Below are 18,939 nucleotides of genomic sequence, written 5' to 3'. Positions count from 1 at the left end.
GGAAAGATTCCCATGACCACCCACTCCTCTCCTTCGTATCTGCAGCGCAGCCTGGCCGACCTGAAAAACTATGCGGGCCTGATCGGCGCCCTGGTCGCCATGTGCGTGCTGTTCTCGTTTGCCAGCGAAAATTTCTTTACGCTCGCCACCCTCAGCACCCTGTCGAACAACATCCCGACTCTGGTCGTGATGGCCGTCGGCATGACCTTTGTGCTGATCATCGGCGGCATCGACCTGTCCGTCGGCTCCGTGATGGCGCTGGCCGCTTCCGTGCTGTCGCTGGCCGTCGTGCACTGGGGCTGGCCCGTGTGGAGCGCGGCCCTGCTGGGCATGTTCGTCGCCGCCCTGTGCGGCGCCACCACGGGCCTGATTTCCGTCGGCTGGCGCATACCCTCCTTCATCGTTTCGCTGGGCGTGCTGGAAATGGCACGGGGATTGGCGTATGAAGTGACGAACTCGCGCACCGAATACATCGGCAGTGCCGTTGACGGCATCAGCTCGCCGATCGCCTTCGGCCTGTCGCCCGCCTTCATCGCCGCCATCGCCATTGTTGTCATCGGCCACCTGGTGCTGACGCGCACGGTGCTGGGTCGTCACTGGATCGGCATCGGTACGAATGAAGAAGCCGTGCGTTTGTCCGGCATCAACACGAAGCCGTCAAAAGTGCTGGTGTTTGCCTTGATGGGCTTTCTTGCCGGCGTGGGCGCCCTGTTCCAGGTCTCGCGCCTGGAAGCTGCCGACCCGAATGGCGGCGTGGGCATGGAATTGCAAGTGATCGCCGCCGTCGTGATCGGCGGCACCAGCCTGATGGGCGGGCGCGGTTCCGTCATCAGCACCTTTATCGGCGTGTTGATCATTTCCGTGCTGGAAGCGGGTCTGGCGCAAGTGGGCGTATCCGAACCCGTGAAACGCATCGTCACGGGCCTGGTGATCGTGGCCGCCGTGGTGCTCGACACTTACCGCCGCCGCGGCGAACGCGCCTGATCACAGGAGAAAGCGCGTTTCATGGCAACCATCAAACAAGTGGCGCAGGCGGCGGGGGTGTCGTTTACCACCGTGTCGCACGTCCTCAACAATACCCGCCCCGTCAGCGACGCGGCGCGCCGCGCCGTGCTGGCGGCGGCGGAGCAATTGCATTACGTGCCCAGCGCCTTGGCGCGTTCCTTGCGCAGCCGCAGCACGGGCACGATCGGCCTGATCATTCCAAACAATACGAACCCGTATTTTTCGGAAGTGGCGCGCGGCATCGAGGATAGCTGCTACGCGGCCGGCTACAGCGTTATTTTATGCAATTCCGATGACGACCCCGTCAAGCAGCGCGACTACCTGAACGTGCTCTTGACCAAGCGCTGCGACGGCTTGATTTTATCCGCGCTGGCCGACAGCGATGGCGAATTGCTGCGCAAGATGAAGGTGCCGGCCGTGCTGCTCGACCGCGCGCCCAGCGACCTGTCCATCGATGCCGTGGCCGTCGACAACCGCGCCGGGGGATCTTTGGCCGCGCGCCATTTGCTGGGGCTGGGACGCCGGCGCCTCGCCTGCATCGCCGGTCCCCGCGAAGTGAGCATTTCCAACGAGCGCGTCGACGGCGCGCGCGGCGCCATGGCGGACGCGGGCGTGGTCCTGGCCGACGCGCTGTGTCGCCATAGCGATTTCACGAGCGCGGGCGGCTATGCGGCGGCGCTGGACTTGCTGGCGCTGCCGCAAGGCCAGCGCCCCGACGCCTTGTTCTGCTGCAATGACTTGATGGCATTTGGCGCCCTGCGCGCCGCTGCCGAGCGGGGCATTGCCGTGCCGGCGGAGCTGGCCGTCGTCGGCTTCGACGATATCGACCTGGCCAGCTTCGTGCATCCGGCCTTGAGCAGCGTGGCGCAAAACACGCGCGAGCTGGGCCACATCACGGCCGCCTGCCTGCTGGCGCGTATCGCCGACCCCGCCTTGCCGCGCCAGCAGCGCAGCATCGCGCCCGCACTGCACGTGCGCGGCTCCAGCGTGGCTGCCACTGTAACTTCTTCCGCACCTACTTCTTCACCTGCAACTGAACTGATGGGAATGACATCATGATCGTGGTTATCGGCAGCATCAATATGGACCTGGTCTTGCGCGTGCCGCGCATGCCCCTCCCCGGCGAAACCCTGACGGGCGGCGCTTTTCGCACCATTCCTGGCGGCAAGGGCGCCAACCAGGCCGTCGCTTGCGCGCGCCTCAGCGGCAAAGTGGCCGCCGGTGGCCAGCAAGTGGCCATGATCGCTTGCGTGGGCGATGACGCATTCGGCGCGACCCTGCGCGCGGCGCTGGTCGGCGACGGCATCATCGACAGCCATATCACGACCTTGCCCGGTGTCGCGTCCGGCATCGCTTCCATCCTCGTCGACGACAATGGCCAGAACAGCATCGTGATTGCCGGCGGCGCCAACGATTTATTGAGCCCCGCGCACATTGATGCGGCGCAAGGTTTGATCGAACAGGCCGATATTGTCGTGCTGCAGCTGGAAACGCCGATGGCCACCGTCGTGCATGCGATCAAACTGGCCCGTTCGCTGGGCAAGACCGTGGTGCTGAACCCGGCCCCGGCCGCCAGCTTGCCGGCAGGCGTGCTGGAACTGGTCGACTACCTGATTCCAAATGAAATCGAAGCGGCCATGCTGGCTGGCGTCAGCCCGGAAGGCGCGGATGTCAAGGTGCTGGCGGCCGCGCTGCAAAAGCTGGGCAGCGACAACGTCATCATCACCTTGGGTTCCAAGGGGGTGCACGCGGCCCTGTATGGCGGCGATACCACGTTCCCTGCCGAAGCCGTCAAGGCTGTCGATACGACGGCGGCTGGCGACACATTTATCGGCGGCTTCGTGGCGGGCTTGGCGTCCGGCATGGACGAGGCGGAAGCGATTCAGCAAGGCCAGCGCGCTGCCGCCTGGAGCGTCACCAAGCCCGGCGCGCAAACCTCGATTCCCCACCTGCACGAGCTGTTCTGAGACCATGAAAAAAACACCGCTGCTCAATATTGCGCTGTCGCAACTGATCGCTTCGCTGGGCCATGGCGACATGCTCGTCATCGGCGACGCGGGCTTGCCCTCGCAGCCGGGCGTGCCCCTGATCGACCTGGCCTTGACGCGCGGCATTCCCGGCTTCATCGATACCGTGAACACCGTGCTGAGCGAAATGCAGGTGGAATACCATTTGCTCGCCAGCGAGTTGCCGCAGCACAACCCGGCCATGGCGGCGCAGGTGGCGGCCCTGGATTTGCCCGATGCGCGCCAGGTGACGCACGATGAGTTCAAGCAACTGTCGAAGGGCGCGCGCGCCATCGTGCGCACGGGTGAATGCAGTCCGTATGCCAACGTCATTCTGGTGGCTGGCGTCGTGTTCTAGCGCAAATAATGCTGAAACTGTTTGCCAAAAACATCAACGTTATTGCCCTCACTGAAATAATTATCCTTCGGCAAAAGGGGCGGCTACAATAGCCTTACTTCTGCCAGCTCGGCAGTTTCCTGTGGTGTCCTGCCATGCCGATGAAAGCATCCGACGCTTTCCGCTCCTTCTTGCCGCCTGCCGGCAGGCTGGCGTACGGCTGGCGCTGCCTTTTCTTCTTATTGCTGTGCGTGGCCCCGCCAGCCCGCGCGCTGGAACCCATCTCCCTGCAACTCAATTTCACGCATCAGTTCCAGTTTGCCGGCTATTACGCGGCCATCGAGCAAGGGTATTACCGCGAGGCGGGGCTGGAGGTCACACTGCTCGAAGGCAGCGGCGTGCCGCGTGCCGAGGCCGCCGTGCTGACGGGCCAGGCCGACTATGGCGTCGGCAACAGCACCTTGTTGCTCAGCCGCATGGCTGGCAAGCCTCTGGTGGTGCTGGCCGTGGTATTCCAGCATTCGCCCAGCGTGCTGCTGATGCGCCAGCATGGCGGCGCGCCCGACGTGCGCAAGCTGGTGGGCGCGGCCGTGATGATAGGCGAGCCCACTGAGGTGGCGACCGCCTTCGATGAAGTGTCGCTGTTCCTGCAGAAAATGGGCGTCGCGCCGCAGCAGCTGCGCCACTTGCCGCCCAGCTACCGGATCGAGGATTTGATCGACGGCAAGGTCGACGCGGTTGCCGCGTATTCCACCAACGAACCGGACTACCTGGACCGGGCGGGTTTTCCCTACTATCAATTTACGCCGCGCACGGCCGGCATCGATTTTTACGGCGACAACCTGTTTACCAGTGAGCACGAACTGCACCGCCATCCCGAGCGCGTGAAAGCGTTCCGCGCGGCCAGCCTGCGCGGCTGGCAATACGCGATGGCGCACCGCGAGGAAATGGCGCGTCTGATCCACGTCAAGTACAGTCAGCGCCACGACCACGCACATCTGCTGTACGAGGCGCAACAGATGGAGTTGCTGCTGCAGCCCGTGCTGGTGGAGCTCGGCTACATGAATCCCCAGCGCTGGCAGCATATCGCCGACACGTATGTCGCCATGGGCGTGCTGCCGCCCAATGCCACGGACAGCCGCGCCTACAAGGGCTTCCTGTATCACCCCGTGCCAGGCGCCGACCTGGGCTGGCTGTACCTGTCGCTGGGCGTGGCGGGCAGCCTGCTGGCCGTGTCGGCCGCCTTTCATTTTAGCAACCTGGCACGCGAGCGCCGCCGCACGGAGGAAACCATCCGCCAGGGGGAATTGCGCTTTCGCACCATGTTCGAGGAAGCGCCCATGGGCATCGCCCTGATCGATACCGTGAGTGGACAGTTTCTTGATATCAATCCGCGCTATCTGGCCATCGCCGGGCGCACCCTGGAGCACATGAAACAAACGAGCTGGATGGAGATCAGCCATCCCGACGACGTGGCCGGCGAGCAGGCGCACGTGGCGCAGTTGCTGGCGCGGCGCATGCCGGGCTTCCGCCACGCCAAGCGCATCGTGCGTCCCGATGGCGGCGTGGTGTGGGTCGATGCCTCGGTGACGGCCATTGCCACGGCAAGCCACGGCGGGCCGCACCACCTGTGCATGCTGGAAGACGTGACGGACAAGCGGCAAACGGAAGCGCTGATCTGGCAGCAAGCCAATTTCGATACCTTGACGCAATTGCCGAACCGGCGCATGTTCCACGAACGCCTGCGCCAGGCGCTGGCCCAGGGCCGCCGCGATACGAGCCGCGTGGCCATCCTGTTCATCGACCTCGACCATTTCAAGGAAGTCAACGACACCCTGGGCCACCACCAGGGCGATATTTTGCTGATCGAAGCGGCGCGGCGCATCCGCGTGGGCGTGCGCGAGACGGACACGGTGGCGCGTCTGGGCGGCGATGAATTCACGGTGATCCTGTCCGACCTTGATGACTTGCAGCAAGTCGACCGCATCGCGCGGCAGATACTCGACGGCTTGCTGGCGCCGTTTTTGCTGGGGGCGGAGCAGGCATTCGTCTCGGCTTCGATCGGCATCACCCTGTATCCGGACGACGCGGGCAATATCGAGGACTTGCTCAAGCATGCGGACCAGGCCATGTATGTCTCGAAAGGCGCGGGGCGCAACCGTTACAGTTATTTCACGCCGGCGATGCAGGTGGCGGCCGTCAACCGCATGCGCATGGGGGCGGACTTGCGCACGGCCCTGCGCGAACAGCAGATGCAGCTGCATTACCAGCCCATTGTCGAGCTGCATGGCTGCAAAATTGTCAAAGCGGAGGCCTTGCTGCGCTGGCACCATCCGCAGCGGGGCATCGTGTGTCCGCCCGATTTTCTGGCGCTGGCCGAAAGCAGCGGTTTGATCGTGGACATCGGCGACTGGGTGCTGCGCACGGCGGCCGCGCAACTGCTGCGCTGGCGCGCGCAGGGCCAGGCCATTGGCTTGCCGGGGCTGCAACTGTGCCTGAACCAGTCGCCGCTGGAGCTGCAGCGCGAAGCCGAGGCGCCCGGCACCTGGCTGCGCCAGCTGATGGCGCTTGATGTGCCGGCCTCGGCCATCGTGCTCGACATGCGCGAAGATGCTCTGCTGGGACCCGGTGCCAGCGCCGGCAGCGGCATGGCGCAGCGGCTGCAGCATTTGCGCGAGGCGGGCTTGCAGATCGCCCTGGACGACTTTGGCAGCGGCCAGGCCTCGCTGACGCAATTGCAGCAATGCGGCATCGATTACCTGAAGCTCGACGGCGTGCTGGTGCGCAAGCTGGCGCCCGGCGCCAGCGAACTGGTGCTGTGCGAAGCCATCGTCACCATGGCCCACAAGCTGGGCTTGCAGGTCATCGCCGAAGGGGTGGAGACGCCAGAGCAGCGCGCACGGCTGCTGGAGATCGGCTGTGACTTTGCGCAAGGCGATCTGTTTGCGCCGCCGCTGGCCATCGAAGCGTTCGATGCGCTGCTGCACGCCCGGCGGCCCTTGCACCCTTGAAACAGGCGTGCCCTGCCACCAGATGTCCATTGGCCCTGCGGGACAGGGCTCCCGGCCTGAACGGGCTTATACTCGACGGGCTGGCGCCTGCGCCCGGCTCCAGCTGTCACCGGTTCGCGTTATGAACCGGGCGCGCAGGCAAACCTTCTTCCATTCACTCAACTCGAGGTAACCTTATGGGCATTTTCAGCAATATCTATAACAAAATCTTCCACCATGCGTCCGACGCCGCTCCGGCAGCCACGCCAGCTGCCGCTACCGACGCGCCAGCGGCGGCCGCACCCGCGGCAGCTCCAGCGGTTGCCGCGCCGCTGGTGGACGTGGAAGTGGTGCTGGTCGACCTGGCCAGCAAGAACGCGGAAACACTCAATTGGCGCACGTCCATCGTCGACCTGATGAAATTGCTTCAACTCGACAGCAGCCTGGCTTCGCGCAAGGAACTGGCGCAAGAGCTGCATTTCACGGGCGATACCAATGACTCGGCCAGCATGAACATCTGGCTGCACCGCCAGGTGATGATCAAGCTGGCGGAAAACGGCGGAAAAGTACCGGAAGAGTTGAAAAACTAAACACCTAGCGGCGGCAGGGGTATCCACTGTCACCGCTATCCAATCCTGTGGGAACTGCCTATCATGGAGTTCCTATAGTGTCATGATAGCTAAAATCAATTGAAACTATTGTGACAATCAATTTTGTATATGGACTAAAACCCCTTACACTAGGGTCTTACTGATTCACCACACGAGAGGAAATGACTATGTCGCTCATCAATACCCAAGTTAAACCATTCAAGGCAACCGCATTCCACAATGGCAAATTCGTCGACCTGACGGAAGCGTCGCTGAAAGGCAAGTGGTCGGTATTCGTGTTCTACCCAGCCGACTTCACCTTCGTTTGCCCAACCGAACTGGAAGACCTGGCCGATCACCACGCTGAATTCCAGAAGCTGGGCGTCGATGTCTACGGCATCTCGACCGACTCGCATTTCGCGCACAAAGCATGGCACGATACCTCGGACGCGATCAAGAAAGTGCAATACGCACTGATCGGCGACCCGACCGGTACCCTGTCGCGCAATTTCGAAGTCATGATCGAAGAAGAAGGCATGGCACTGCGCGGTACTTTCGTCATCAATCCGGACGGCTTCATCAAAGTGCTGGAAGTGCATGACAACGGCATCGGCCGTGACGCATCGGAACTGTTGCGCAAAGTTAAGGCAGCTCAATACGTTGCCGCTCACCCAGGCGAAGTTTGCCCAGCCAAATGGACGGAAGGCGCAGCAACCCTGACCCCATCGCTGGACCTGGTTGGCAAGATCTAAGTCTTGAAACCTTGCAACATCTAGCAGCAAACAAGTAGTTACCGCGATGCCGGACCGGGTGTCCGGCCCGGCATTCGCCTAAATATTTGTAGAAAAGGAAAAAAAATCATGTTAGACGCAACCCTCAAAACCCAACTGAAATCCTACCTGGAAAAAGTAGTGTATCCGCTTGAGTTGGTCGCTTCTCTCGATGACAGCGCAAAAGCCCGCGAGATGAAGGAATTGCTCCAGGAGATAGTCCTGTTGAGCGACAAGATCACGCTGGTCGAGCGCATAGACGCTGGCGTACGGACCCCGTCGTTCAGCATCAACCGTGCAGGCTCCGACATTGGCGTGCGTTTCGCCGGTGTGCCGATGGGCCATGAATTTACCTCGCTGGTGCTGGCGCTGCTGCAAGTGGGCGGCCACACCATCAAGTTCGACGATGCCGTGATCCAGCAGATCCGCAACCTCGACGGCGATTACGCGTTTGAAACGTTTATTTCGCTCTCCTGCCATAACTGCCCGGAAGTGGTGCAGGCATTGAATGCGATGGCGGTGATCAACCCGCGCATCAAGGTCACCACCATCGATGGCGGCGTGTTCCCGCAAGAAGTGGAGGAGCGCCAGATCATGGCCGTGCCGATGATGTTCCTGAATGGCCAGCACTTTGGCCAGGGACGCACGAATGTCGAGGAAATCCTCGCCAAGCTCGATACCAACGCCGGCGCACGCCAGGCGGCAGCGTTGTCGAAAAAAGACGTGTTCGACGTGCTGATCGTCGGCGGCGGCCCTGCCGGCGCGGCAGCGGCCATCTACGCAGCCCGCAAAGGCATCAAGACGGGCGTGCTGGCCGAGCGTTTCGGCGGCCAGGTACTCGATACGCTTGCCATCGAGAATTTTATTTCCGTCAAGGAAACCGATGGTCCGAAGTTCGCCATGGCGCTGGAACAGCACGTCAAGGAATACGAAGTCGACATCATGAACACCCAGCGCGCCACGAAGTTGACGCCGGGCAAATTGGTCGAGATTGAAACGGCGAATGGCGCCATCTTGAAAGCCAAGACCGTCATCCTGGCCACCGGTGCCCGCTGGCGCGAAATCAACGTGCCGGGCGAGAAGGAATACCGCAACCACGGTGTCGCCTACTGCCCCCACTGCGATGGTCCTTTGTTCAAGGGCAAGCGCGTGGCTGTGATCGGTGGCGGTAATTCGGGTGTGGAAGCAGCAATCGACCTGGCCGGCCTCGTAAAACACGTGACCCTGATCGAGTTCGGCGCGGAATTGCGCGCCGATGCGGTGCTGCAACGCAAGCTGCACAGCCTTGCTAACGTGACCGTGATCACCTCGGCGCAAACCACCGAGATCCACGGCGACGGCAAGATCGTCAATGGCCTGAGCTACACGGACCGGGTCAGCGGGGAGTCTAAAAAGGTCGAGCTGGAAGGCGTCTTCGTGCAAATCGGCCTGGTGCCGAACACGGAATGGCTGAAAGGCACGGTAGCGTTGTCGCGCCACGGCGAAATCGAAGTGGACGCCCGCGGCCAGACCTCGATCCCCGGTGTGTTTGCCGCTGGCGACGTCACCACGGTGCCGTACAAGCAGATCATCATCGCCACCGGCGAAGGTGCCAAGGCAGCCCTGTCCGCCTTTGATCACCTGATCCGCTCGGACGACGAGGAAGTGGTCGAAGAAGCCGCATCGAAAGAAGCGCTGACGGCGTAACGCTAGACGCTGTACAGAAAAAACCGGAACAGCCGCGAGGCCTTTCCGGTTTTTTTGTCCCGCGTTTATGTTCTGCAAGATTACATTTTGAACGCCAGCCCCACGCGCACGTTGCGCCCTTCGCCGTAGTACGAGGAATTCGAATTGACTTGGTAATGCTTGTCAAACAGGTTATTCAGGTTCACGGACACGCTGATGGTCTTGCTGAACGCGTATTGCAGCATGGTATCGGCCAGTACATAGCTGCCCTGGCGGATGATGGGGTCGCCCGGCAAGGCCAGGTAGGACATGTCGGAGCGCGTATGGTTTTGCCAGCGCACGCCGCCGCCAACGTTCAGGCCGCCCGCTCCGGCGCTACCCAGCTCTGGCAAACGATAGCTGGTGAAGACTTTGAAGGTGCTTTGCGGCACTTCCGTATTGAGTTGCTTGCCGTCGGAGTCGGCGCTCATGTTGCGCGCAAAACCGGCCATGCCTTGCCAGTTGGTCGCCAGTTGGCCCGCCACTTCCAGTTCCAGGCCGCGGCTGGTCGTGCCCGCGGCGGCGCGGTAGGCTTGCGAGCCGTCTGGCGCAAACGCGCCGGGGATCGACACGGCAAAATTGTCTTGCTTGGTCTTGTACAGGGCGGCCGTGACGTTGAGGCGCTTGTCCAGCAGCGCGCCTTTTACGCCCGCTTCGTAGCTGTTGCCCAGCAGGGGATCGAGGTAGCGGCCATCGGCACCTCTATTGTTTTGCGGCTGGAAGATATTCGTGTAGCTGCCATACACGGACCAGTCGCGGCTGACGTCGTAGACGACGCCAGCGTAAGGCGTGAATTCGCCCGTTTCCTGGCGGCTGCTGCGGTCCGTGACCTTGCTGTCGAACGGCGTTTCCGACTGCGAACGCTTCCAGCTGGTGACGCGCGAACCGAGCACCAGCGCCACGCTATCCGTGGCCTTGATGCGTGCCGTGGCGTAGACGCTGTTGGTGCGCTCGGTGGAATGGATGTCGCTGTTGGGCGGATTGTTCGGTTTCACGGGCGTATTGCCATCCCACGTGAAAATATTCTCGATGACGTTGCTCCAGCCGGGGAAGGACCAGCGGCCGTGGCCCTGCGTATCGTTGCGCGTGCGCGAACTGGTGGCGCCCAGCACCAGCTCATGGCGGCGGCCGAACAGGTCAACGGGGCCATTTGCGTAGACGTCCAGAGTATCTTGCACGGGCTTGCCCGCCCACAGGGCCGACCACAGGCCCACGCCCTTGCCGGTAACTTTGTCGATGCCAAATTCATCGGTCCAGCCAGGTACTTCCGTGTAATCGCTGCTGTCGCGCGTGAGGGTGGCCTTGGCGCGCCAGCCGTTGCCGAACTGGTGTTCCAGGCTGGCAAAGTAACTGCGGTTTTCGCGGTCGGTGGAAGCCCAGCGCGCGCCCGAGGAATCGGAGCGGCGCCAGTGCGTGCGCGTGCCGTCTGTGTAGAAGAAGGGGCGGCCTGAGCGGCCCACGCCCTCGGCTTGGTAGTCTTGCCAGGCAAAGCCGAGGGTGGCCAGGGTATTCGGCGCCAGATCCGCCTCGACTATGCCGTAGAGCACTTTGCGCTTTTCCTTTTCATAATCGACTTGCGACTGGTTTTCCTGCGCGGCCGCTACCAGACGCGCGCGCACCGTGCGTGCCTCGTTGACGGGGCCAGCAATATCGGCTTCGCCGCGGCGGTAATCCCAGGTGCCGCCGGTCAGCTTGAGGCTCGCTTGCGCCGTGGCTGTGGGGCGCTTGCGCACCAGGTTGATGGTGGCGCCCGGCGTGCCGATGCCGTTCATCAGGCCGGTGGCCCCGCGCACCACTTCCGCACGGTCATAGATCACCATGTCATTGGTCTGGAAGATGCCAACGTAATCGGTAAACAGGCGCGCCACGCCGTCGACCTGCATGTTTTGCACGCTGGCGCCGCGCGCAAAAAAGCCGTTGGTATCGCTGCCGGAGGGGCCGTATTGCACGAAGGTCAGGCCCGTGGTGCGCTTGACGAGGTCTTCTTGCAGCACGATGTTTTGCTCGTCCATCTGCTGGCGCGTGACGACGCTGACCGATTGCGGTGTTTCGCGTATAGACAGGGGCAAGCGCGTGGCCGTCTGCATCGATCCGGTGGTGTAGGAAGCGCTGCCTTCAGTTGTGCCGTCACGTTCCTGCGCCGCGCTGACGGTGACGGGCGCCATGGTCTTTTCCACGGCGGCTGCGCTCCCCGCGCGGATGATCACGTCATTGCCCTGGATCTGCGCCACCAGGCCCGTGCCGGCCAGCAAGCGCTCGAGCGCCTGGCGCGCGGACAGTTGCCCCGTCACGGCGGGTGCCTGTTTGCCGGCCACCAGGTCCGGGTGCACCATCAATTGCAATCCCGCCTGGCGCGCCACGGTGTTCAGGGCCGTGCCCAGCGCCTGCGCCGGTACGGCTAGCGTGACGACGGCTTCCGGGGCCAAGGCCTGGGCGTGCAGGGATGGCGTGGCGCCGATGGCGGCCAGGGCGAGGGCCAGGGTAATGGGAGTGAGGTGGAAAGGGGAAACAATACGCGGGCAAGACATCGAGGCTATTCTCCAAAAAGTAAATATAAATACGAATCATTACCAATGAAGACGCACGAGAAGCCAAACAGTTGAGGTCAATCGCAAAAAAATTTACGGTGCGGCCGTGACGACGGTGCTGCCGCCTTCTTCGCGCAGGCGCAGCGGCAGCACTTGCGGCAGGGCGCGGCGGAAGGAACCGACTTCGCGCAGATTGAAACTGCCGTTCAGGCGTAGTTCGCCCACGCCGTCATCGGCCAGGCGCAAGCCTGTCGGACCATAGCGCTCGAACTCGGCCAGGGCTTCGCGCAGTGGCGTGTTGTTGAAGTGCGCGCGACCTTCGCGCCACAGCAGGGCGTCTTCTGGCATGGCATTCGTCAACGCCTCCAGCTTGCCTGCCGCATCGCTGCGCACGGCCTGGCCTGCCGTCAGTACCAGCGGCGTGCCGCTGCCCGCGACGCGCACGATGCCGTGTTCCACTTGCACATTGGCGCCATCGCCATACAGGCCGCTATGCGTGTGGCGCACGCTAAAGCGTGTGCCCAGTACGGTGACGCGCACGGGACCGGCCAGCACCTCGAACGGGCGGGCCGTGTCGGGTGCGACCGTCAACATGACCTGGCCTTCCGGCAGGCGCACTTCACGGCGCTGGCGGTACAGGGTGACGTCGGCGCGCGTGGCCGTGTCCAGGCGCAAGGTGCTACCGTCCGGTAATTCCACCGTCAATTGTTCGCCGCGCGCGCTGGCAAAGCTGGCGCTGTAGACGGGCTGATGCAGCCAGTATTGCCATCCGCCCGCCAGCACGGCGCACGCGACGGCGGCGCCAGCCAGGCGCATGGGCTGGCACAGTTGAATCAGCCAGGCAAGCCGGGGAGGCGATGGCGCCGCCTTGCTGGCGGGTACGGGACGCAGGCGCGCGATGGTGGCGTCCGGCAGTGCATCGAGGCCATCCCACGCACGGGCCAGTTGCGCGTAGGCAGTCGCATGCGCCGCGCTGGCGGCCAGCCACTGCTGGAAGGCCGCTTCTTCGTGATCATTGAAGCCATCCTGGCGGCGCACCAGCCAGTCGGCGGCTTGCACGTCCAGGGAGGATTGTTGCGCCAGGAAGGCGGCGCTGTCGTGGCTGTCCGATGGACTCATGGCTGTGCCCCCTTCATGCGCTCTTCCACCGCCCTGCAAGTGAGCACGCCACGCATGATGTGCTGCGCCACCATGTTGCGCGAAATGCCCATCTGGTCCGCCACTTGCTGGTGCGACAGGCCATCGAAACGGTTCAGGATGAAGGCTTCGCGGCACCGCGCTGGCAAGGCTTCGATAGCGTGGGTGATGGCCGTCGCATATTCTTCGTAGGCATAGATTTCCTCCGGTTGCGCATGCGCGGGTGCAGCCGGTTGCTGCGTTTCCAGCAAGGTGTCGAGTTCGTCGTGGTCGCGCACGGCGGCGCGGCGGTGGCCATCGATTAGCAGGCGGCGCGCCGTCTGGTGCAGCAGGGCGCGCGGTTCGGCGATGGCTTGTCCCGCCCGCTGCATGCTGAGGACGCGGGCATAGCTCTCCTGCACCACGTCAGCGGCCGCCGCCCGGTCCTTCAGGCTGCGCAGGCAAAAATTCAGCAGTTCTCGGTAATAGCGTGCAACCACGGGAGACAGTCGGCAGGAAGGGCAGAGACGATGGAACGGCGTTGGCAATACACCGTAAATGATAACGATTCTCATTGTAACAGTGCCACAATGCCGCTGTCGATGGCAGGTTCCTGTGCTGTGGTGTTTATGCTGAAGCTCAGCTGCCCGCGTACAGCGGGTTGCCGGCGACATACACCTGGACGCCATCGACGGGCATGTCCTTGGGCGCGATGTCGCTCAGCGCGAAGACGGTCTTGTTGCTGAAGGTTTGAACGTGCCACGTAAAACGCTGGCCGGCGCGCGCGATGGTGACGGTTTCGCCGTGCGTGACGTTGATGTGCCGCGTCTCTGGCTGCAAGTCGATGCTGCGGTGGGCGGCGGCGTGGGGGGCGCTGCTGCCATAGTCGGCGGGCGTGCCCGTGGGGCCGGCGGCGAGGGCCGAGGTGGCACAGGTGGTGAAGGCGGCGCACAGGATGGCCAGGGCGTTGCGGTGGGTGTTCAACATCATTTCTCCAAGAATAAGCCAGGCGCAGCGAATAAGCGCGCCGTTTTATGGTAGTGGTGGCACCGGGATCGCCGGTTTTTGCACCACGGCATCGTAAGCGTTTCTTGTGCGATCTGCAAAGCTGTATTTCCTGTCTATATTTCCACCGTCGCCGCCAGCGGCACGTCCGGCGCCAGGTGGCTGGTCAGCACGATGCACTGGCGCGCCAGGCGGGACGGGTCGGACAGGCGCGCGCGCAGATGCGCCATGGCAGCCGCGTCGAGGCCATTGAACGGTTCATCGATCAGCAGCAGGCGCACGGGCAAGGCCAGCGCCAGGGCCAGTTGCAGTTTTTTGTGCTGACCCAGCGAGAGGGCGGTGATGCTTTGCTGCAAGGTGGACGTCATGGCAAACGCCTTCAGCTCGTCGTTCAGCAGGGACTGGTCGCTGCCCGGATACAGGGCCAGGTGCAGGTCGAGAAATTCGTGTACTTGCAGCCAGGGCAGAGCGGGCGCGTCGCCGCCACAATAGAATGCCTGAGCGCGGTAGGTCAGCGGCATGAAGCCGCTGTCGACGCCATCGAGGCGGATGGCGCCGCGCGCGGGCAGCAGGGCGCCGCCCGCCAATTTCAGCAAGGTCGTCTTGCCGGCCCCGTTCGCGCCCCGCAGCCAGGTGACGCCGGGGCCGAATTGCTGGCTGAATCCCTGGAAGACGCTGTGCGTGGGGAAGTGAAAATCGAGGTGCTCGACCTGCAGGGTGGGAGAATAGGTATTCAATTCCATAATTCGCTTCCGATGGCGCTCAATGCAAGGATGGACAGCACGACGAGGGCGACGCGTCCCCGCGCCGTGAGGCGGGGCAGGCCGACGATGGCCAGCAGGGCCGCGCTGGCGGTGACGGCATACACGCTGGTGACGCGCTGCTGCAAGACGGCGGGGTGGATGTTGTACAGCAAGACAGCGCCTGCCAGCAACACGGCAAACGGTGGCAGCAGGCTCGCTGCGCAGGCCAGGCGCGTCAAGGCCGTGCTGGCCAGGGGCCAGGCGTTCAGCGATGGACGTAGCAAACCGATCTGTTCGCGCACGGCCTTGTCGCCCCGGTCCGTCACAATGATCAGGCTGGCGCTGGCCAGCAAACCCAGCAGCGGTGCCGGCAGCAGGGGCGCGCGCTGCAGCCAGGCCAGCATGCTGGCGCCAGCCGTGGCCAGCAGCACGCTTTGCTGGATGCCAATCACATTGTCGTTGCGCCAGAACGGCAGCCAGAACAGCTGGCGCCACAGGAACACGGTGCGCCAGCGGGGCCGTTGCGGCACGTATGCCGTCATTGTGGGCGGGCGGGTCCTTTGTGCGGGGCGGGGGGCGCGCAGGCGCTGCGCCACGATGAGCGTCGTCAGCAGCCAGGCCAGCAGCCATGCGGCGAGGGTGGCGGCGATGCCGGGCGCGGCAATCGGACGCAGCCAGGTCGGTGGCTGCACCAGCCAGATGGTGGCCGAGACGGCATAGGCGAGGCCCAGTGGCAGCATCAGCAGGCCGGCCACGGCCACGTCGGCTTGCCAGCGCAGGCGCGGCGGCAAGGGCAGCTGGCGCAGCCAGGCGGCGGTACTGGCCGGCAGCAGGCGCTTGCGCAACAGCCAGGCGGGCAGGCAGGTCAGCAGGGCTTGCGTGCTGAGGAGGCCCAGGGCGGCGGGCCAGGGCAGGCTCACGGCGAGAAAGCCGGGCAGGGCGATGACGCTGAGTAAGCCCAGCAAGACGGGGCCGGCCAGGAAAAAGAAGATCTCCATGGAACTCGTCAGGCTGGCGAAAAATTGCAGCAAAGCATGATGGGCCAGGCGCAAGCGCAGGACGAGGTAGGGGGAAAGACTGTGGGGCAGGCGCATCAGGCAAGAGCGGCAGAGTCAGGCGGAGCGCTGATTCTAGTGCATTTTTCGGGCTGGAAATGGGAAAAGCCCTTCGGTTCTGGGAACCAAAGGGCTTTTCTTTTATTGGCGGAGCGGACGGGACTCGAACCCGCGACCCCCGACGTGACAGGCCGGTATTCTAACCAACTGAACTACCACTCCAAGCTCGTATGATCTGTGTTGCTGATCCATGAAGCACTGGATAATTTTCTGCATTGGTGGTGGGTGCTGAGAGGCTCGAACTCCCGACCTACGCCTTGTAAGGGCGCCGCTCTACCAACTGAGCTAAGCACCCGCATACCCAGAAAACTATCCCGACGTTTGTCACCACGTCTGGAAGAGGCACTATTATAGGGGGCGCTTTCCCGCTTGTGCAACTATTCTTGAGGGCTAAAAGCAGTTTTTTTTGCTGAAAAGCGCAAAAATATTCAAGCAAGGGAGTGTTGACGTGTTTTCTGGTTCGGAAATGGGAAAAGCCCTTCGGTTCTGGGAACCAAAGGGCTTTTCTTTTATTGGCGGAGCGGACGGGACTCGAACCCGCGACCCCCGACGTGACAGGCCGGTATTCTAACCAACTGAACTACCACTCCAAGCTCGTATGATCTGTATTGCTGATCCATGAAGCACTGGACAGTTTTCTGATTTGGTGGGTGCTGAGAGGCTCGAACTCCCGACCTACGCCTTGTAAGGGCGCCGCTCTACCAACTGAGCTAAGCACCCGTTGCTTGTCTCAGAAAACCATCCCGACGTTTGTCACCACGTCTGGAAGAGGCGCTATTATAGGACGATGGAAATCCTTGTGCAAGCGCTTTTTTCACATTATTCCGTGATATTCCACTGTGACAGCATCCACGCCATATTAAACGCGTTCTCGGCGATGGCGTTATAGCGGCCAGAAGCGCCGCCATGGCCGGCGCCCATATTTGTTTTCAGCAGCAGCGCATTGCCATCCGTTTTATATGCGCGCAGCTTGGCCACATACTTGGCCGGTTCCCAGTACATGACCTGGCTGTCGTTGAGGCCTGTCGTCACCAGCATGGCTGGATAATTCTTGCGCGCAATGTTGTCGTAGGGCGAGTAGCTGAGCATGTAGTCGTAGGCCGCTTTCTGGTTCGGGTCGCCCCATTCCAGGTATTCGCCCGTCGTCAGGGGCAGGCTGGCGTCCATCATGGTATTCATCACGTCGACAAACGGTACGGCCGCGTGCACGGCGTGGAACAGGTCGGGGCGCATGTTGACGACGGCGCCCATCAGGAGGCCACCGGCGCTGCCGCCCTGGATGATCAGGCGATTCGGGCTGGTCCATTTTTCGCGCACCAGGTAGTCGGCGCTGTCGATGAAGTCATTGAAGGTGTTTTTCTTCTTCATCAGCATGCCGTCTTCATGCCAGGCTTCGCCCATGTCCGTGCCGCCGCGGATATGCGCTTGCGCATAGATCACGCCCCGTTCCAGCAGGCTGATGCGGCTGATGGAAAAACTGGCTTCCGTGGAAATGCCGTACGAGCCGTACGAGTACAGCAGCAGCGGTGCGGAACCGTCGAGCTTTACGCCTTTCTTGTAGACGACCCACAGTGGCACTTGCACGCCATCACGCGCCTTCACCCACAGGCGCTGCGTGGTGTAGCGGCTGCCATCAAAGCCGCCGACGATTTCCTGCTGTTTCAGCACCGTGCGCTTGCCATCCTCCATGCTGACGTCAATCACCGTGGGCGGCGTGACGGGCGACTGGTAGGACATGCGAAATTGCGTGGCGGTAAATTCTGGCGTGCCGGCCGCCGTGGCCAGATAGACGGGGTCGTCGAACTGCACCGTCTTCCAGTTTTTATGCGCGAAATCGTAGATGCGCGCGCGGTTCAGGGCGCGGGCCTTTTCCATCACCACCAGGTGGCCCTGGAACACGTCGATGGACTGGATCACGGCGTCCTTGTCGTGCGGCACGACGGGTTTCCAGTGTTTCGGCTGTGGCGCAGACAGCGGCGCGCTGACGACGCGGAAATTCTTCGCCTCCTTGTTGGTGAGAATATACAGCTGGCCGTCGCGGTGCTCGACGACGTAGCGGTGGCCTTTTTCGCGTTTCAGCACGCTCTGGAAACTGCCTTGCGGCTTGTTCGTTGGCAGCAGCAGCACTTCGCTGGTATCCGTGCTGCCCGAGGTCAGCACGAAGTAGCGCTTGTCGTGCGTGCGGCCCACATTGATGGCGAACTGTTCCACCGGCTCGTGGTAGACCTGCTGCGCCGCGCCGCCCAGGGCCAGGCGGAACAAGCGGTCCGAGCGCTTGGTGGTGGCGTCTTCCTGGGCCAGCATCAGGGTGGCGTTATCCGCCGCCCAAGCCAGCGATGTCACGCGCGGCATACTGTCGCCCAGCAACTTGCCCGTCTTCAAATCCTTGACATGCAACTCGTACTGGCGGAAACCCGTCGTGTCGGTGGTGTAGGCCAGCAATTGTTCATTCGGGCTGATGGCAAACGCGCGCACGGCAAAGAATTTGTGGCCTTCGGCCAATTGATTCTGGTCCAGTAGGATTTCTTCCACCGCTTGCGCATCGTAGGCACCGCTGGCGCCGACAGGACGGCGGCAATGAAGCGGGTATTGCTTGCCCGCTTCCGTGCGCGTGTAATAGTAAAAATTACCTTGGCGCGCAGGCACGGACAGATCCACTTCCTGCATGCGGCCCTTGACTTCCGCGTACACCTTGTCGGCCAGCGGCTGGATCGGGGCCGTGACGGCGGCCGTGTAGGCGTTTTCCGCATTCAGGTAATCGATCACGGCAGGATCAGTTTTCTTTTGCAGCCAGCGGTAGTCGTCCGTGACGACGCTGCCGTGGCGCGTTTCCTGCCAGGCTGTCTTGGCGGCGACCGGCGCGGTGGCCGTGGCAACGGTGGTGGTGGCGTCGGCGGCCAGCGCGGATGGCGCCAGCGTGGACAGCAGGATGGATGAGCAGACAGCCAGGTGGCGTAAAGCATGATGTGCTGTAGACAAGGCAACTCCTTTTCATAGTCGTGTCAGGATTGTAATCTTGCTATTGAGAAA

General features: G+C 62.6%; 15 protein-coding genes and 4 tRNA genes. 8 read left to right on the top strand and 11 right to left on the bottom strand.

Going from position 1 to position 18,939, the window contains the following annotated elements; all coding sequences use genetic code 11:
• Nucleotides 1-12: 12 nt before the first annotated feature.
• The 8 genes from ACQ4W0_RS25330 to ahpF all read left to right on the top strand — a co-directional run bounded on the left by ACQ4W0_RS25330 (nt 13) and on the right by ahpF (nt 9,384).
• On the top strand, nt 13-984 hold the full coding sequence (locus ACQ4W0_RS25330) for an ABC transporter permease (protein WP_436579266.1): 972 nt from the start codon (nt 13-15) through the stop codon (nt 982-984).
• Between the two features lie 21 nt (nt 985-1,005).
• Nucleotides 1,006-2,064 carry a LacI family DNA-binding transcriptional regulator gene (locus ACQ4W0_RS25325; RefSeq protein ID WP_436579265.1) on the top strand — a complete coding sequence of 353 codons (1,059 nt, stop codon included), beginning with the start codon at nt 1,006-1,008 and terminating at the stop codon, nt 2,062-2,064.
• A complete protein-coding gene (gene rbsK / locus ACQ4W0_RS25320; protein ID WP_436579264.1) occupies nt 2,061-2,972 on the top strand; it encodes a ribokinase in 912 nt (303 codons plus the stop codon). Before ACQ4W0_RS25325 ends, rbsK begins: the two co-directional genes overlap by 4 nt.
• A gap of 4 nt (nt 2,973-2,976) precedes the next feature.
• The gene (gene rbsD / locus ACQ4W0_RS25315) at nt 2,977-3,369 is read left to right on the top strand and encodes a D-ribose pyranase (protein ID WP_436579263.1); all 393 of its coding nucleotides are present in this window, start codon (nt 2,977-2,979) and stop codon (nt 3,367-3,369) included.
• Nucleotides 3,370-3,503: 134 nt separating this feature from the next.
• Nucleotides 3,504-6,359 (top strand): EAL domain-containing protein, encoded by a 2,856-nt coding sequence (locus ACQ4W0_RS25310; protein ID WP_436579262.1) that lies wholly within the window; start codon nt 3,504-3,506, stop codon nt 6,357-6,359.
• 176 nt (nt 6,360-6,535) lie between these two features.
• Nucleotides 6,536-6,928: a DUF3597 domain-containing protein gene (locus tag ACQ4W0_RS25305; RefSeq protein WP_436579261.1), complete on the top strand. Its 393-nt coding sequence runs from the start codon at nt 6,536-6,538 to the stop codon at nt 6,926-6,928.
• Nucleotides 6,929-7,116: 188 nt separating this feature from the next.
• The gene (gene ahpC / locus ACQ4W0_RS25300) at nt 7,117-7,680 is read left to right on the top strand and encodes an alkyl hydroperoxide reductase subunit C (protein WP_034780873.1); all 564 of its coding nucleotides are present in this window, start codon (nt 7,117-7,119) and stop codon (nt 7,678-7,680) included.
• 108 nt (nt 7,681-7,788) lie between these two features.
• Nucleotides 7,789-9,384: an alkyl hydroperoxide reductase subunit F gene (ahpF, locus tag ACQ4W0_RS25295; protein WP_436579260.1), complete on the top strand. Its 1,596-nt coding sequence runs from the start codon at nt 7,789-7,791 to the stop codon at nt 9,382-9,384.
• Between the two features lie 80 nt (nt 9,385-9,464).
• Here ahpF and ACQ4W0_RS25290 read toward each other — a convergent pair whose 3' ends face one another.
• The 11 genes from ACQ4W0_RS25290 to ACQ4W0_RS25240 all read right to left on the bottom strand — a co-directional run bounded on the left by ACQ4W0_RS25290 (nt 9,465) and on the right by ACQ4W0_RS25240 (nt 18,888).
• The gene (locus tag ACQ4W0_RS25290; RefSeq protein WP_436579259.1) at nt 9,465-11,930 is read right to left on the bottom strand and encodes a TonB-dependent siderophore receptor; all 2,466 of its coding nucleotides are present in this window, start codon (nt 11,928-11,930) and stop codon (nt 9,465-9,467) included.
• Between the two features lie 93 nt (nt 11,931-12,023).
• Entirely contained in the window at nt 12,024-13,049 is a 1,026-nt protein-coding gene (locus ACQ4W0_RS25285; RefSeq protein WP_436579258.1) for a FecR family protein, read from the bottom strand.
• On the bottom strand, nt 13,046-13,546 hold the full coding sequence (locus tag ACQ4W0_RS25280) for a sigma-70 family RNA polymerase sigma factor (RefSeq protein WP_436579257.1): 501 nt from the start codon (nt 13,544-13,546) through the stop codon (nt 13,046-13,048). Before ACQ4W0_RS25280 ends, ACQ4W0_RS25285 begins: the two co-directional genes overlap by 4 nt.
• A gap of 139 nt (nt 13,547-13,685) precedes the next feature.
• A complete protein-coding gene (locus ACQ4W0_RS25275; protein WP_436579256.1) occupies nt 13,686-14,036 on the bottom strand; it encodes a CzcE family metal-binding protein in 351 nt (116 codons plus the stop codon).
• Nucleotides 14,037-14,167: 131 nt separating this feature from the next.
• A complete protein-coding gene (locus ACQ4W0_RS25270; protein WP_436579255.1) occupies nt 14,168-14,794 on the bottom strand; it encodes an ABC transporter ATP-binding protein in 627 nt (208 codons plus the stop codon).
• Nucleotides 14,785-15,888 carry a hypothetical protein gene (locus ACQ4W0_RS25265; protein WP_436579254.1) on the bottom strand — a complete coding sequence of 368 codons (1,104 nt, stop codon included), beginning with the start codon at nt 15,886-15,888 and terminating at the stop codon, nt 14,785-14,787. The genes ACQ4W0_RS25270 and ACQ4W0_RS25265 overlap by 10 nt, the downstream gene beginning before the upstream one ends.
• Nucleotides 15,889-15,994: 106 nt before the next feature.
• Nucleotides 15,995-16,071, bottom strand: a tRNA-Asp gene (locus tag ACQ4W0_RS25260).
• Between the two features lie 57 nt (nt 16,072-16,128).
• Nucleotides 16,129-16,204, bottom strand: a tRNA-Val gene (locus tag ACQ4W0_RS25255).
• A gap of 218 nt (nt 16,205-16,422) precedes the next feature.
• A tRNA-Asp gene (locus ACQ4W0_RS25250) sits at nt 16,423-16,499 on the bottom strand.
• Between the two features lie 54 nt (nt 16,500-16,553).
• A tRNA-Val gene (locus tag ACQ4W0_RS25245) sits at nt 16,554-16,629 on the bottom strand.
• Between the two features lie 99 nt (nt 16,630-16,728).
• Nucleotides 16,729-18,888, bottom strand: a complete 2,160-nt coding sequence (locus ACQ4W0_RS25240) for a S9 family peptidase (protein WP_436579253.1) — start codon at nt 18,886-18,888, stop codon at nt 16,729-16,731.
• Nucleotides 18,889-18,939 lie beyond the last annotated feature (51 nt).

It is taken from the genome of Janthinobacterium breve (assembly GCF_051380895.1).
Classification (GTDB): Bacteria; Pseudomonadota; Gammaproteobacteria; order Burkholderiales; family Burkholderiaceae_D; genus Janthinobacterium.
The sequence above is the reverse complement of the archived record's forward strand: the minus strand, read 5'-3'. Positions and strand labels throughout refer to the sequence as shown.

Excerpts from the sequence above, each read along its gene's own strand:
- ACQ4W0_RS25330 (WP_436579266.1), top strand. The coding sequence starts at position 13 with ATGACCACCCACTCCTCTCCTTCGTATCTGCAGCGCAGCCTGGCCGAC.
- ACQ4W0_RS25325 (WP_436579265.1), top strand. The coding sequence starts at position 1,006 with ATGGCAACCATCAAACAAGTGGCGCAGGCGGCGGGGGTGTCGTTTACC.
- rbsK (WP_436579264.1), top strand. The coding sequence starts at position 2,061 with ATGATCGTGGTTATCGGCAGCATCAATATGGACCTGGTCTTGCGCGTG.
- rbsD (WP_436579263.1), top strand. The coding sequence starts at position 2,977 with ATGAAAAAAACACCGCTGCTCAATATTGCGCTGTCGCAACTGATCGCT.
- ACQ4W0_RS25310 (WP_436579262.1), top strand. The coding sequence starts at position 3,504 with ATGCCGATGAAAGCATCCGACGCTTTCCGCTCCTTCTTGCCGCCTGCC.
- ACQ4W0_RS25305 (WP_436579261.1), top strand. The coding sequence starts at position 6,536 with ATGGGCATTTTCAGCAATATCTATAACAAAATCTTCCACCATGCGTCC.
- ahpC (WP_034780873.1), top strand. The coding sequence starts at position 7,117 with ATGTCGCTCATCAATACCCAAGTTAAACCATTCAAGGCAACCGCATTC.
- ahpF (WP_436579260.1), top strand. The coding sequence starts at position 7,789 with ATGTTAGACGCAACCCTCAAAACCCAACTGAAATCCTACCTGGAAAAA.
- ACQ4W0_RS25290 (WP_436579259.1), bottom strand. The coding sequence starts at position 11,930 with ATGTCTTGCCCGCGTATTGTTTCCCCTTTCCACCTCACTCCCATTACC.
- ACQ4W0_RS25285 (WP_436579258.1), bottom strand. The coding sequence starts at position 13,049 with ATGAGTCCATCGGACAGCCACGACAGCGCCGCCTTCCTGGCGCAACAA.
- ACQ4W0_RS25275 (WP_436579256.1), bottom strand. The coding sequence starts at position 14,036 with ATGATGTTGAACACCCACCGCAACGCCCTGGCCATCCTGTGCGCCGCC.
- ACQ4W0_RS25270 (WP_436579255.1), bottom strand. The coding sequence starts at position 14,794 with ATGGAATTGAATACCTATTCTCCCACCCTGCAGGTCGAGCACCTCGAT.
- ACQ4W0_RS25265 (WP_436579254.1), bottom strand. The coding sequence starts at position 15,888 with ATGCGCCTGCCCCACAGTCTTTCCCCCTACCTCGTCCTGCGCTTGCGC.